General features: G+C 35.1%; 16 protein-coding genes. 8 read left to right on the top strand and 8 right to left on the bottom strand.

Features of this window, described 5'->3' with window-relative positions:
• Positions 1 to 18 precede the first annotated feature (18 nt).
• Positions 19 to 1,146, bottom strand: coding sequence for a 1-acyl-sn-glycerol-3-phosphate acyltransferase (locus JHL15_RS10555; protein WP_200245619.1), 1,128 nt, complete (start codon positions 1,144 to 1,146; stop codon positions 19 to 21).
• 116 nt (positions 1,147 to 1,262) lie between these two features.
• A complete protein-coding gene (locus tag JHL15_RS10550) occupies positions 1,263 to 2,270 on the bottom strand; it encodes a GlxA family transcriptional regulator (protein WP_200245617.1) in 1,008 nt (335 codons plus the stop codon).
• 222 nt (positions 2,271 to 2,492) lie between these two features.
• Here JHL15_RS10550 and JHL15_RS10545 point away from each other — a divergent pair, with 222 nt between their 5' ends.
• A complete protein-coding gene (locus JHL15_RS10545) occupies positions 2,493 to 3,419 on the top strand; it encodes an SRPBCC family protein (RefSeq protein WP_200245616.1) in 927 nt (308 codons plus the stop codon).
• Positions 3,420 to 3,571: 152 nt separating this feature from the next.
• On the opposite strand, the gene JHL15_RS10540 is transcribed toward JHL15_RS10545, so the two are convergent.
• Complete coding sequence (locus tag JHL15_RS10540) at positions 3,572 to 4,624, bottom strand: PQQ-binding-like beta-propeller repeat protein (RefSeq protein WP_200245615.1); 1,053 nt, start codon at positions 4,622 to 4,624, stop codon at positions 3,572 to 3,574.
• 212 nt (positions 4,625 to 4,836) lie between these two features.
• Between JHL15_RS10540 and JHL15_RS10535 the strand changes: the two genes are divergently transcribed.
• Both JHL15_RS10535 and JHL15_RS10530 read left to right on the top strand, forming a co-directional pair.
• Positions 4,837 to 5,367, top strand: coding sequence for a Crp/Fnr family transcriptional regulator (locus tag JHL15_RS10535; RefSeq protein WP_200245614.1), 531 nt, complete (start codon positions 4,837 to 4,839; stop codon positions 5,365 to 5,367).
• A gap of 75 nt (positions 5,368 to 5,442) precedes the next feature.
• The gene (locus JHL15_RS10530) at positions 5,443 to 5,826 is read left to right on the top strand and encodes a hypothetical protein (RefSeq protein ID WP_200245613.1); all 384 of its coding nucleotides are present in this window, start codon (positions 5,443 to 5,445) and stop codon (positions 5,824 to 5,826) included.
• A 60-nt stretch (positions 5,827 to 5,886) separates the two neighbouring features.
• Here JHL15_RS10530 and JHL15_RS10525 read toward each other — a convergent pair whose 3' ends face one another.
• The 3 genes from JHL15_RS10525 to JHL15_RS10515 are packed head-to-tail and all read right to left on the bottom strand — an operon-like array spanning position 5,887 to position 7,402.
• Positions 5,887 to 6,363: a hypothetical protein gene (locus JHL15_RS10525; RefSeq protein ID WP_200245612.1), complete on the bottom strand. Its 477-nt coding sequence runs from the start codon at positions 6,361 to 6,363 to the stop codon at positions 5,887 to 5,889.
• Positions 6,356 to 6,820, bottom strand: a complete 465-nt coding sequence (locus JHL15_RS10520; protein WP_200245611.1) for a hypothetical protein — start codon at positions 6,818 to 6,820, stop codon at positions 6,356 to 6,358. Before JHL15_RS10520 ends, JHL15_RS10525 begins: the two co-directional genes overlap by 8 nt.
• A 51-nt stretch (positions 6,821 to 6,871) precedes the next feature.
• Positions 6,872 to 7,402, bottom strand: coding sequence for a hypothetical protein (locus JHL15_RS10515; protein WP_200245609.1), 531 nt, complete (start codon positions 7,400 to 7,402; stop codon positions 6,872 to 6,874).
• A gap of 327 nt (positions 7,403 to 7,729) precedes the next feature.
• On the opposite strand from JHL15_RS10515, the gene JHL15_RS10510 reads away from it, so the two are divergent.
• The 4 genes from JHL15_RS10510 (at position 7,730) to JHL15_RS10495 (ending at position 11,154) form a co-directional block, all read left to right on the top strand.
• Positions 7,730 to 8,566 carry an SDR family NAD(P)-dependent oxidoreductase gene (locus tag JHL15_RS10510; protein WP_200245608.1) on the top strand — a complete coding sequence of 279 codons (837 nt, stop codon included), beginning with the start codon at positions 7,730 to 7,732 and terminating at the stop codon, positions 8,564 to 8,566.
• Between the two features lie 39 nt (positions 8,567 to 8,605).
• The gene (locus tag JHL15_RS10505) at positions 8,606 to 9,406 is read left to right on the top strand and encodes a helix-turn-helix domain-containing protein (RefSeq protein ID WP_200245607.1); all 801 of its coding nucleotides are present in this window, start codon (positions 8,606 to 8,608) and stop codon (positions 9,404 to 9,406) included.
• Positions 9,407 to 9,547: 141 nt separating this feature from the next.
• Positions 9,548 to 10,411: a helix-turn-helix domain-containing protein gene (locus JHL15_RS10500; RefSeq protein ID WP_200245606.1), complete on the top strand. Its 864-nt coding sequence runs from the start codon at positions 9,548 to 9,550 to the stop codon at positions 10,409 to 10,411.
• A gap of 248 nt (positions 10,412 to 10,659) precedes the next feature.
• Positions 10,660 to 11,154, top strand: coding sequence for a hypothetical protein (locus tag JHL15_RS10495; protein ID WP_200245605.1), 495 nt, complete (start codon positions 10,660 to 10,662; stop codon positions 11,152 to 11,154).
• Positions 11,155 to 11,217: 63 nt separating this feature from the next.
• On the opposite strand, the gene JHL15_RS10490 is transcribed toward JHL15_RS10495, so the two are convergent.
• Positions 11,218 to 12,489, bottom strand: coding sequence for an MFS transporter (locus JHL15_RS10490; RefSeq protein WP_200245604.1), 1,272 nt, complete (start codon positions 12,487 to 12,489; stop codon positions 11,218 to 11,220).
• 106 nt (positions 12,490 to 12,595) lie between these two features.
• On the bottom strand, positions 12,596 to 13,189 hold the full coding sequence (locus JHL15_RS10485; protein ID WP_200245603.1) for a TetR/AcrR family transcriptional regulator: 594 nt from the start codon (positions 13,187 to 13,189) through the stop codon (positions 12,596 to 12,598).
• A gap of 185 nt (positions 13,190 to 13,374) precedes the next feature.
• Between JHL15_RS10485 and JHL15_RS10480 the strand changes: the two genes are divergently transcribed.
• Positions 13,375 to 14,508, top strand: coding sequence for an endonuclease/exonuclease/phosphatase family protein (locus JHL15_RS10480; RefSeq protein ID WP_200245602.1), 1,134 nt, complete (start codon positions 13,375 to 13,377; stop codon positions 14,506 to 14,508).
• Positions 14,509 to 14,590 lie beyond the last annotated feature (82 nt).

Below are 14,590 nucleotides of genomic sequence, written 5' to 3'. Positions count from 1 at the left end.
TTGTAACCGTTCAATTACCTAGCTATATTTCATTTTATTGACTACAGGATTAGCATACATAGCTAAAAAACTGTTCTTTAAAACAGCATCTGAAATGTCGATACGCATTTCCATTCTTCGTCCAAAGAGCATTTTTTCATCTTCTGTGTAATGGTCAGAATATTCATTGGTTCCATTGAGTAAATCATAAGCAATGAAATTGGTTGGCCAGAGTTTATAATTTTGAATAATAGAATCATCGATAACCTGCGCAATAGCCTGTAATTGCTTATTTTTATTTTCAAATTTTGACATAATTTCGTCAAATTCAGTATTAAGTACATCTCCCGCATGCAGATGAATCCTTTTTTTTTGCCCCAATACTCCACTTAGCATGGTTGCAAAATCTTCTCCTTTATCTTTTACATATACCTCATTTCTTGATTTTGCCATCAATTGTGGCATTTTAAGTACGTCTGTCGGATCGTATTCGTATGAAATAGAAAGGGGAACTATTTTTAGTTTTTTGAAAAAATCAGTTAGAGGCTCATCACCTGCTGCCATGGCAAGCATTTTTAAAACACCTTGCTGTGTAGCATCATTTCCATCTTTCGTTCTTCCTTCACGTTGTGCTATCCAGACAGAACGATTTTCTTTATTTAATAAAGTGTAAATATATTCGGACATCACCATTGAGCTATTCAACTGCTCACGAATTGGCAATCCTCTTTGAACTAAAAAATTACGGTTTAGTTTTGCCAACACATGCAAAAATGTCTTTTGTACCAGATTATCTCCAATCGCAGAAGAAGTCATGACAAGTCCTCTATCCAATAGGACCAAATTAAGCAAAGAAGTATCCAGAACAATATCTCTGTGACTGGATATGAATAAATAAGCAACATCTTTATCCAACTGATCAAAGCCAGAGGTGCTTAAACCTTCTGAACTCTGTTTCAGAATTTGACGAACCGTCTGTGAGATAAATTGATTTTGAAAATCACTTATCGAATGAATATCTTTAAATTGTTCAAGCCAAAATTGCTCATCCTTTTCAGGGAACGTAAACTGCATTAATGCCTTCATCATAGGATGTTTTGCAACACTTAGCAAAGCATCATTCACTTCCTGATCATAAAAAGGCCTTATATCATCAAATTTCGACATGTTCTTTTTTAAAAAATTAAACGCAATGCAAAAGAACAAAAAAATATTGACTACATCCGATGATTCATGTCATAATTACTATTTTGTAAATAGAAAGCCCCATTTTATAATAAAAATCAAACTTTATCATACAAACTATCATTTAGATTCTTATTGTACTTATTTTTATAATGTACGGGTGATATTCCCGTTATCTTTTTAAACATTTCTCTGAAAGCTTTGGTGTCTGAATACCCCACCTCATACATTACTTCACTTACAGTCTTGCCTGTAGTTTCGAATGATTTTTTAGCTGATTCAATCTTTACCCGTTGTAAATATTCAATGGGGGTATTGCCGGTTGCTTTAATAAAACGTCTGTCAAAATTTCTTCTGCCCACGGAACAAAATTTCGAAAGATCTTCCACAGATAATTTCTCACAAAAATGGTCTTCAATATATTTTTGTGCTTTTATGACAACATCATCTCCGTGAGACTTCTGTCCAGTGAATATGGTGAAAGCAGACTGTGTCTGCCTATCGATCTCTATCTGAAAAATTTTTGAGCAATGGATTGCAGTTTCTCGATCATAATATTTTTCAACCAGATACAGCAGTAGGTTTAAAAATGAAAAACCTCCTCCATTGGTATAAATACCATCTTCATCAGTAATCAGTTTTTCTGTTTTTAAATTAACATTCGGAAATAATGATCTAAAATTGTCAGCCGAGCTCCAATGAATGGAACAGTTTCTTTTTTCAAGCAACCCGGAAGCTGCCAACATAAATGCTCCTGTACACATACTGGCTACTTCAGCACCATTTTCATATTGTTTCTTGAGCCAGTCAATCAATAAGATATTCCCTTCCAAAGCAGTTTTAAACTCAGGTGTTAGTGAGGGAATCAGGATCAGATCCGTCTTTTTTAAAGTAGAGACATTTACCTGTGGCTTCATTGACAATAAACCATTAATAAACACTGCTTCTGTTCCTACTCCGGCAGTCACAATAGTAAACAAGGGTTCTTTTCCTATTCTTTTCCAATAGTCATTGGCACCTGTAAATATCTGGTAAGCACCAACGATACATGATATTGTACTATTGGCAGTCTGTACATCGGGTACTAAGATGGTAAGATGTTTCATACGATTTCTATTTTGAAAGGACTCATTATTGCATTAGCTGATCCCGAAATGGCATTTCATTGTGTACCTCTCCTATTTATTACAAAGATAAACAATAATAGTGTCCATATCAACCCGTTACAAAGTCTACTTAACACCCGAACAGAGTCTGAGCAGGTCGCTAACTTTGGGTATGAAAGTTTCTCATAAGAGATTAAAACTATGTATTAAAAAAAATAAGTTATGAAAAATCAAGATTTCACTACTTCTGTTATAGTAGATGCAAGCCCTCATAAAGTTTTTAACGCCATTAATAATGTACGAGGCTGGTGGTCTGAAAATATTGAAGGAAGCACCAATAATTTAGATGATGAATTCCAGTACCACTACCAGGATGCTCATCGGGCACAATTCAGGATTATCGAAATGGTCCCTGATAAAAAAGTAGTCTGGCATGTACTTGATAATTATTTTAAGTTTACAAAAGATGAAACGGAATGGAAAGATACAAAGGTAATTTTTGAATTGTCGGAAGATAATGGTAAAACCGTTTTGAAATTTACTCATCAGGGATTAACTCCAGAGTATGAATGTTTCAACCTATGTCATGATGCATGGACTCATTATATCCAAAGTAGTCTGAGAGATCTTATCACGACCGGGAAAGGAAGCCCTACACCAAAGGAAACCGGGAAAGAAGACCTGCTAAAATCTGATCCAATCTCAGAAAATCAACAAGAAGGCAAAAGTATTTGCCACAGATTACTTATCAAATCCCCCATCGAAAAAGTTTTTGAAGCAATTACTACACAAAAAGGGTTAGCTGGTTGGTGGACACCAGATACGATTGCAAAACCGGAGATTGGAAGTATGCTGAAATTTTCTTTTGGGCCTGATTATTTTAAAGAAATGAAATTGGTAGAGCTCAAACCATACAGCAAAGTACAATGGTATTGTGTAAAAGCATTTGAAGAATGGATAGGCACTTCCCTTACTTTTGAACTCGAACCACACAGTAAGGGAGCCATATTATCCTTTCGTCACAGTGGTTGGAAAGACTATACTCCTGAATTTGCAACATGCACTTATGATTGGGCTCTTTTTTTCAGAAGCCTGAAACGACTCTGTGAAACGGGAACAGGTATCCCTTATCCACTTTTTGATCAATAATATTTACAATGCGGAAAGTCATCCCCTAAACTACTAATCATCAGAGCAGATTATCAATTCACAAAATGTTATAGATAAAAATAATTATGTCACCTTTTATTAAATACATCAAGGTATCAACAAATAGCCTTATAAATTTTTAATTAAAAATTTTATTTTTTCAAAAAGATAGCAAGCCCTTCTGAACTACTACTTCCGCCATTTGACAAATGAGTTGCCACCCCATTTTTCCAATAAGTGACGAAGTTTCCTTCATAACCGGCTATATATACCGCACTCCCAGAAAGAGCGATAGCATTCGCCTGGGAATTTTGTGACCCATTGGTAAGGTCTTTGGCTACCCCATTTTTCCAATATTTGGCGGTGTTTCCACTACCTGTATTATTTTGATATCCGCAAACATATACGTTCTTACCTGAAACAGCAATACCTGTTGCTACATTATAGTTTGTTCCATCTGTAAGTGATACCGCTACCCCATTTTTCCAGTACTTGGCAACGGGAGGACTTCCTGCTGCTGCAGTCAGAGTTTCATATCCAGCAACATATACATCATTCCCATCAACTGCAATTGCTGAAGCATGTGCTGATTTGGTCCCGTCGGTAAGTGGTATTGCAACACCATTCTTCCAATATTTGGCAACACCTCTGCTTCCATTAAATTCACCCCCCGCTATATATACATCATTTCCTACCACCACTATTCCTTCAGCATTGGTATGGTGACCGGGTGTACCATCTGATAGATTGGTAGCAATCCCATTTTTCCAGCATTTTCCTACTTTAGTACCCCCACTGTTAGTTTGTGCCCCTGCAACATATACGTCGTTACCACTTACGGCAATACCTCCGGTAAGTGTATTAGTATCACCAACAGCCAATTGAGTGGATACTCCATTTTTCCAATACTGGAGCTTTCTTCCGCCAACTCCATCTTCCCATCCGGCAACATATACATCATTCCCTGAAACCGTTAATCCTGTAGCATAACCATAGCTTGATCCAGGAGTCAGATTGGTAACAGTACCATTTTTCCAATATTTAACATCTCCGCTTTCATAACCGGACACGTAAATTTCAGATACGGGGATTTCAGGGACCTCCGTTTCATCAGGATTGGAGGGATCGGATTTATCTGTATCACAGCCAACAAGAAACAGAGCGAGTATAGAAACGGTAAAAAGAGTACGATAATGTAATTTCATTTTTATGTGATTGGGTTGGTTTTCTTTAGCTTTTTGATTTTAATTATTAATAATTAATTCACCAGGCTTCGAGATTAATGAGCAATATTTATACCGAAGAAACTCGTGTGATTTTTCATAATTTAGCAGACAGTTTCTACAAGAAGAATGTAAAATTAAAAATTCATATTTCTTTTAAATAACGTCGCTACATAGTAAAATATTAGGTTTTTATGAAAAATCAGGAATTAAATCAGCTCATTGAAATTCTCTTTAAGTCTGGAAAGGTAGAAAATTACAAACCTAAGACTGTTATTATTGAGGAGGGTGTCATTTCAAAAAAATTTTATTATTTGAAAAAAGGAATTCTCAGAGGATGGACCAATTATGATGGTAAAGAAATTACCTTTCAATTTCTTTTTGAAGACCGTATCTTTTGTTCCTCCGAAAGTTTTTTTCACAATATACCCAGCTCCTATTCTGTTGAAACAATTGAAGACTGTACAGTCTTGTCAATCGAAAAAACAGTGATAGATAAATTGTCTGAAAACAAAGAATTCTTACACTTATTCAATCAATACCTGATCGGCAGAGTAAATGATTACCAGCGTCTGTTAATCTCAAGAATACAGGACAAGCCAGAGATACGGTATAAAAGGCTGCTTGAAGAAAGTCCTGAAATTATTCTTCGTATTCCGCAACATTTAGTGGCATCGTATCTGGGTATTACTCCGGTGAGTTTAAGCAGAATCAGAAATCGATGAGGAATGCATTTCTTTACAATTGTTATCGACTTGTCACTGTGAAGCCATGTACTTTTGTTGAAAATAATATCAACAATGGAAAAATTAATAAGAGCCCTATTTATCGATGTCATTGAAAACAAAAATTATGACGAGTCATTAATCAATAAATACTTTAGCGAAGATTATCAGCAGGATGTAGATAATGTCATATTGGATTTTAATTCTTTTAAAAAGCATATTCAGAAATTAAAAGAAAAAGTAAGCACGCAAAATGTGCTATTCGCAAATATAGCAAGTAATGAAACTTCCATATTTACCAAACATTATGTTACAAGTATTCTCAAAAATGGAGAAACGGTCAAGCACAAAGTTTTCGCAGAATTCACTATCAAAAATAATAAGGTGATCAATTGTGATGAACTAACCATCTTACTGGAAGGTAATAGCAGTGAAAAAAAACTAGGTTCAGAAATATAAGCAAATGGTAAATAAATGGGGTTGAGATAAAATCCTACCCCATTTTATCCTATTATATTCTTAATTTTTAAGATATGCTTCAATTAAAGGAAGTACCTCTTGTTCATATTTCAGTCTTTTAGCTTCTTTTGTTAAAAACGGACTTATGGGTGAAGCATTCCCATATACATTACTTTTTTGGGAAACAGCATAAAAAAAACAGCCATTAATGCTTCTTGATACAATAGTTCCGCTGCTAAATGAGATTTTATTGATTTGGTACTTATTGAAAATTAATTGATAAATTTCCCCCTTACCTTTGTCAAATACTACTTTCATTTGAACATTATAAAAATAATAACCAAGGGAAAGCAGGCTCAGACAAAGTCCAATAGAGGTTGGCAATTGCCAGAAATCTGAAAATTTGAACCAAAGGAACACTGCTAAACACAAAAATAAGACACCAATCAAACAAAAAACTTTTATTCTTTGTAAATGATTGATATAAGGTTGTATGATCAGAGTGGATCCATCTTGCTTATAAATGGGTCTATCCATTTTCACTTCTATTATTAAAACCAAGTATTCTTTCAGTTTCGATCAGGAGTTCTTCCATAGGTTTAGGAGTCATAAGGCTCTGACCTATTCTCAAAGCTTTATCATCTATCAATAGGAAGGCTCTGACATTCAATACCAATACATAAATCTTACTACTCATGCTTAGATCAATAATATTATTTAAGGAATAAACCTTAGTGGCAGAATACAATGTAGGTTTGTAGGTAATGGTTTGGTTTCCAAGGTCAATTATTATTTTACTGAACATTCTTGCAAAATAAAATAAAGATACAATACCTAAAAAAATAAGATATAGTAATGAAAACATCGTTTGGGTACGATACCACAATACAAAACCTATAGCCAGAAAAAGCAGCCCGATGACAGCGTACATTTTCGTTTGCGGAATGCGGTGGTATTGATCTCCTTTTTGCGTGTAAAATTTATAGGTATTCATATGTATTTTTCAAGGTAACAATTCGGTGATTGGATTCGTAGATTTTGGTTTCTAAAAAGGCATTTTTTTAACTTCTATTCCATTGTCTTTAGCATAGATTTCTGCAAGCTTCCAAAGATTATCGTATTTCTGAGCAAAAATATCATAGCTTTTATTATCCATTTCGATTATGGCAGCCTCGATGTCTGCTTCCGGTGCTTTGTTGTCGATCATTTTGGCAATCTTTAGGTGATCTGTTTTATAACTGTTTAAAACAAAAGCATACAAGTCGAGGGCTGCATCGATCATGGGTTTAGTTTTCGGAGTAGATTGCAATTCCTTTATCTTTTGGACATTCCGCTCTGCCGTTGCAATAGAGTTATTTTTAAGATATTTTTCACAGGTATTAAAGTCAGGTGTACTGGCTCCTCCTTTAATATATTTCAGATAGGTATTAAAGTACTGACCTCCAAACCGTGTTATTTGATTCGTGTTGAGAGCAACCCGATCAAAGTACTCTGTGGGTGTATTACGTGAAAATTCACATGCTGTGATCGTCAGGAAGGTTCCCATAAGTATCACATTTTTAATGGTGTGGTGCATAACTATTTTTTAATAAAGAATTAAAAGAATTTATTACTCCCGATTCATGTTATCCAGTATCCAAAATTCTATAGTTCAAAGTTCAGATTAATCTGGCATATTGAAGGATTTTACGAGCTACAGAATATCTACAGAAAATAAAAATAATGTCTACAATACGTCTACATTCTGTATGAACTGTCAATTGTTATACATCAACCATCTAGTCGTAGAGCTAATCAATATTCAGAAACATGACTTTTACAACAAAGTAAGTATGACCAATAGAACAAAGTGACATGGAAGTAAAGCTTATAAATTTGCTATATAATTAAAAATAAAAAAGACATGGAAAAAGTATGGTTTATAACAGGTAGTTCAAGTGGGTTAGGAAGAATCTTAACAGAAGCAGTTCTTTCAAATGGCGGAATCGTTGCAGCTACCGCAAGAACCTCATCAAAATTACAGGATCTTGCCGCAATTTATAAAGAACGTATACTCGTATTGGAACTTGATGTTACGAAGTCGGATCAGATCCAGGCAGCAGTATCGGATACCATTTCAAAATTTGGGCGTATTGATGTTCTTGTTAATAATGCTGGTTTTGGGGTGACCGGAGCAACTGAGGCTTTTACAGCAGAACAAATACGTGATCAGTTTACAGCTAATTTATTGGCACCTGTCGAAATATGCAGAGCCGTATTGCCTTATATGAGAAAGCAAAAATCCGGAAGGATCTTAAATTTAAGTTCAGTGGGTGGGCTCGTAGCCAGCATTGGTCTTTCTATTTACCAAAGTGCCAAATTTGGGTTAACCGGTTTTAGTGAAGCATTGGCAAAAGAAATGATGCCACTTGGGATCAGAGTAACTTCGGTTGAACCTGGGGGAATGGGCACTAATTGGGCGGGACAGTCGATGTCATTTGCTCCGCATGTAGAAGGCTATGAAGAAACGGTTGATGCCCGTGTTGATTTCTTTAAAAGTGGAAAATTTGTTCCAAAAAGCGATCCGAATAAAGTCGCAAAGGTATTAATTGAATTGGCAGATCATCCAGAACCTCCTATTCATCTGGTGTTGGGAAGTGATGCCGTTGGAATTCTTAAAAATGCTGAACTTGTGCGAAAAGAAGAATCCGAAAAATGGATGCCTGTTACCTTATCTACTGATGCAGATAATCATAAATAATCAATATTTTTGAGGAGAGAAAGTATTAATAGAGATCATATGACAGACCATAAGAAAATAAACCAGATCACTTACGCCTGCTATTCCAGGAACGTAAGAGATGGTGAACAATTCATCCCGGAACATGTTTTCAGTTATCAGGTTTCAGGTAGATTGGTATATAATGATGGTCAAAAGGAATATATTTTTGATCAGGGAAGTTTTAGGCTTACGAGAAGAAATACGCTTATTAAGTTTAATAAAATTCCTCCTGAAAACGGTGAATATGCAAACATTTCAGTTTTTATGGACCAGGATACATTGAAAAATGTAAGCATGGAATATGATTATAAGGCCACAAAAAGTCACCATGATGAACCCGTTTTCCGTATACCAGATAATGACCTGCTTTCAGGTTACATCGAATCATTAAAGCCATATGACGAACTTGACAAGCCCGGGAATGAGGTATTGAAAAACATCAAGCTAAAAGAACTTATCGTGATCCTTTTGCAAACCAACCCTTCTTTAAAAGATGTATTATTTGATTTTACAGAACCTGGAAAAATAGATCTGGAGTCCTTTATGAATCACAATTTCCGTTTTAATGTATCTCTTGAAAGGTTTGCCTATCTCACAGGCCGTAGCCTCTCTACATTTCAACGTGATTTTGAAAAAATTTTTGCTGTAAGTCCAAGAAAATGGCTGCAACAGAAGAGGCTTCAGGAAGCTTATTATCTCATTAAAGAAAAGGGAGCAGCTGTTTCTGATGTATATCTGGATACCGGATTTCAGGATCTCTCCCACTTTTCTTTTGCTTTTAAGAAAATGTTCGGGTTGCCACCATCACAAATCATCTAGAAAAATCCGGGTATTTTCTATATCAAACACGGCTTCTGTTGGCCGACCGGGTTGATCAAAATTAATTTTTATGATTTATATTTGATAAGTAATTCAATCAGCGGAAATACCTGATTAAACACGAAGACAAAAAATAGAATTATGGTAAATGATTATAAAAAGTATGACCTGTTTGGCAAGACTTTAATGCAAAAAATTGCATTGACATCACCATTTAATTTTGATTTTCCAGTTACTGAACAAGCGTGTTTTCTATATGTTTTAAAAGGTGAATTTCAATATCAGGTGGATAATGAAGAAATTAACATTCCTACCAATTACTCCCTGTTCCTGAATTGTATCACATCAGGAAAACAAATACATCATTCTGCTGTCCAAAGTGATTGTGAAATTGTAATTGTTACGTTCTATCCGGACATATTGAAAAAAATTTATGACAGGGAATTGCCGTTATTACTTCACTCGCCTAAGCATGTCGTTTCCAATCAATCCAATAAAAAAATAAATAATGAATTTCTCATTCAGAAATACATTGAAGGGTTATTATTTTATTTTGAGAATCCATCTTTGGTTAATGAAGACATTCTGATTCTGAAGCTAAAGGAAATTATTTTGTTGTTGGCTCAAACTCAAAATGCAGAGGCCATACAGGTGATATTATCACAGCTTTTTTCTCCGGTAACCTATACTTTTAAACAAATCATTGAGGCTAATTTATTTTCACAGTTAACGATTGAACAGTTGGCAGAACTGAATAATCTCAGCGTATCTTCTTTTAAAAGAGAATTTGCCAAATTATATAATGACACTCCCGCCAACTACATTAAAAACAAGAAGCTCGAGAAAGCTGCCGAACTGCTTTTAGTCTCAGACCAGCGGATCACTGAAATTGCATTCGATTGTGGATTCAATGATCTGGCGAATTTTACCAAAAGCTTTGGTGAAAAGTACAATCTTAGTCCTACCAGCTATCGCCATGAACTAAAAAATAAACATTTGAAATAATATTTCATTTTCCAGAGTACTAATTCTCACAATATTCCCCAGTAAAACCAAGCATTCTTAAAGCTCAATTAGGAATGATTTTTTATGAACCAAAATGCCAAATAATTGAACGAAATCGCAAAGTTTTCCTGTCATTTCTATTGCAATTTTGCATTGTCCATTAGGAAAGTGATTAAGCAGAAAGTTAACTCCTTGTTGCGACTGCTTTTCTATAATAACAGAATTTATAACATAAAAAACATTATCAAATGGGACTTTCAGGTTTAGGAATTTTTCACACAATTATTGGCATTGCAGCTCTAATAGGTGCAATAGTATCATTTATTAAATATGGCAAGATCAATCTGGGTAACCTATCCGGGAAAATATATTTTTACGGAACCCTTGTCACTTCACTCACCGCATTAGGAATATCGAAACATGGAGGCTTTAATCCGGGACATGTCTTTTCTATTTTCATCATCATTTTGGTATCTCTGGCTTATTTTCTCTTTTCAAAAAAACAAAATAGCAAAAGAGCCCGGTATTTTGAAAACTTCTCGCTCTCTTTTAGTTTCTTTCTGTCTCTTGTGCCGACGGTTAATGAAACATTTACCCGTATTCCGGTAGGACGTCCGTTAGCAAAAGACATCGCTGATCCATTAATAGGCAAAACACTTCTGTTTCTTTTTATCCTTTTTATAATAGGTTCTGTTTATCAATACGTGATTCAGAAAAAAGTCAACAAACAAATCTCAATTTAAATGCTTCATTTTGTCTTAAACAAAAAAATGTTCGGAATCCCGAACATTTTTTTTCTATCTGAATTATTCTGCTAAAGGAATAGGCTCATCAACCGGAGCCTCTTCTATATTCACTTTCTTTTTAGCTAAATTGTTAACTCTCCACATTAAAAATATACTTAAGATCGAAATAGCAACTATTACATAACCTACAATATTATAATGTTCTAAAGGTGCCCCTTTACTTTTTTGGGTAACAATTACACCAGCGGCTGCCGCTGCAACACCTCCTGCTATCTGTTGTAAAGAAGAGTTGATACTCATAAATGCACCTCTATCCTGTAAATCAGGTATTGCACTCGTCAGCGCAGAAGAAGGAATCATCCTGCTCATCACCCCGATCATCATTAATACATTGAATATCATCACCAGCCATAATGGTGTTACGGATAGATTGGTATAAAGTACACACATGATCATCATCCAGACAGAAGCAAAAGCAAATATTTTAAACTTATCTATTTTGTCACTCAATTTCCCGATTAATGGCATGATCACAAGTGAACTTACCCCGGAAACCATAAATAACATAGGAAGCTGTTCATTGGTAAGCCCAAGGTTATTAACGGCAAAGGCAGTCCCGAAAGGCATCATCATAAAACCTCCGATAGATAATAAAGCGGTAGCCGTAAAACCTACACGGTAATTACTTTTTGCAACCGTATGCCATAGATGCTGAAATACGGATTTATCTCTTTGTACAGAAAGATGTTTTGTTACAGGCTGTAGCTTCACAAAAATTAAAGCAGCAATGATGATACTTAAAGCAGCTACCATCCAGAAAGGAGCTTCCCAACCCCATGCATTAGCCAGATAAAGTCCGATAGGTACACCTAATACCTGGCTTCCTCCAAACCCCATCTGAATAAATCCCATCACTCTTCCTCTTTGTTGAAGCGCAAATAAATCGGTAATGATCGCCATAGAGATAGAACCGATCACCCCTCCAAAAAGACCTGTGATAATACGGGCTGCTACTAATGCTTGATAAGACTGTGCCACCCCACAAAAAATAGTTCCTGCAATAAATCCGATATAAAAGAAAAGTAAAAGTTTCTTACGATCAAATTTATCTGCAAAACCAGCTGTCAGCAAACCTGAAATCCCGGCACTAAAAGCATAAGCAGAGACCGCAAATCCAAAGGCTGAAGGTTTAAGGCTAAGTGATTTCATAAGCATGTCGCCCAATGGAGACATTACCATAAAATCCAATATTACCGTAAATTGGGTAATAGCTAAAATAAATATGACAAACTTCTGATAACCCGTAAAGGGTAAAGGTTCTTGTTTTTCCATAATTTTTAATAGTCAATTAGATAATACCGGAGTGGGTATTTTTTATTATAGCCCCTCCTGTATTGATTAGTTTTTGTTGTAATTAATAATAGATATTGAAATTTTATCAAGCCTTTTTTAATGCCTTTATAACCAGATCAAAGGTTTTCCATAAGATCTCATCGGTCATTTTAAAAGCTTTTCCTCCAAGGCTTTTTCCTTCATTATGGAAACGTGCTAAGGAATACATAGGTGAAAAAGCAACCGACCAGTATACCTCAAATGGCATGTGGTCTAATTCACCTCGCTTCACTGCATTGTCCCAAAACTTACCCAAAACCTCTTTAAATCGTTGTAAAAAGTGATGCAAAAATTCTTCCTGATAACTCGAATTTCTCAATTGTTCAAAGAAAAAATGTCTGTCCGGATAGGTCGTCATATACCCATATCGATTTTTCCATTGAACCCTTAGTCCTTCTTCAAAATCAGCTTCAGGATCAAAATCTTTAAGAATGGCATCTGACATCCTCTGCCCTTCTTCTTTAGCGATGGTCAAAATTAAATCATCTCTATCCTTGTAATACAGATAAGGAGTAGCAACAGAAATCTTACAGGCTTTAGCAAGTTTGTTCATGCTGAATCCTTCCAATCCATCTTTGATGATCATTTTAATCGCTTCTGTCTTGATCAGTTCCTTTTTGTCTCCTTCTTTTAAACGCATGAGTAAAGTTTTAAAATTTCAAGGTGTAAAATTAATGAATATTTATTAATTAATAAAAAATTATTTTCAAAAAAATCTCTCCTTACTATTTTTTCATCTTCATTAAAATGGTATATATTTAACAAAAAAATCATTCAGTTTAATTAATTTGAATAATACCAATACTTCCTACATCACACAACACAATGAAAAAAATAAAAATTATCCTACTATCCTACTTATTAAGCTTAGTAGCCTGTTCTCAAAATATCCCGGCAGAAGAAATATCAGGAACTGTAAATAAAAAAACAGAAGCCAATAGCATTGGGAATACACTTGTCCACAATCTAAAACTTTTCCAGATCAATGTCTGGCAGGAAGGCACTTCAGTATCTGGTGGTTATGATGCTATAGTCAACGAAATTGTACGATCAGATGCCGATTTTGTATTTCTAAGCGAAGTAAGAAATTACAATAATGTTGATTTTACAAATAAACTGGTTCAATCCCTCCAAAGCAAAGGCCTTACCTATTATTCCTTTCGTTCAGATGATTCCGGTATATTATCCCGATATCCTATTATTGAAAATGCTTCTGTATATCCTGTTGCCAATGACCATGGCTCAGTCTATAAATTAGTCACTCAGATTGATGGACAGCGCATTGCTGCCTATACCTGTCATTTGGATTATACCCATTATGCATGTTATCTGCCTCGTGGGTATAGTGGAACCAATTGGTCCAAGTTACCGAATGGCCCAGAGACAAACGTTACAAAAATATCAGAAATGAATTTGGCTTCTTACAGAGATGAGGCTATCACAGCATTTATTGATGATGCCAATACAGAAAAAAACAATGGTGCAATTGTATTTTTAGGAGGAGACTTTAATGAGCCATCTATGTTCGACTGGACGAATACTACAGCCAATTTATATGATCATAATGGAGTTGTTTATAATTGGGATACTACAAAATTATTGAACAATGCTGGTTTTAAAGATTCATACAGAATGATATATCCTTCCGCGGTCACCCATCCCGGTTTTACATTTCCTTCCGACAATCCTGCCAAATCTCCTAATCAATTGTCATGGACTCCTGATGCAGATGAAAGAGAACGAATTGACTATATCTTCTTTACTCCCTCTCCCAAACTTACTTTAAAAAGTTCAAGTATTGTAGGGTATAACAAATCCATTGTAAAGAATATCCGAACTATAGAGAATACCCAGGATCCGTTTATACCACCGATGGCAATCTGGCCGTCAGATCATAAAGGCTTACTTTCTACATTTGAGCTCGTAACTCAAAAAACGGCCACTCCACATAAACCTTAGTATTTTCTAAAACTATTGGCTTTAGTCAGGTAAAATATCTAAATCTTGTAATTTGTTTTATCATTAAGATAAGGTTAACAAA

Origin of the sequence: Chryseobacterium paridis, from assembly GCF_016595215.1 — a bacterium.
Taxonomy (GTDB): domain Bacteria; phylum Bacteroidota; class Bacteroidia; order Flavobacteriales; family Weeksellaceae; genus Chryseobacterium; species Chryseobacterium paridis.
This window is presented reverse-complemented; position numbering and strand designations above follow the sequence as displayed.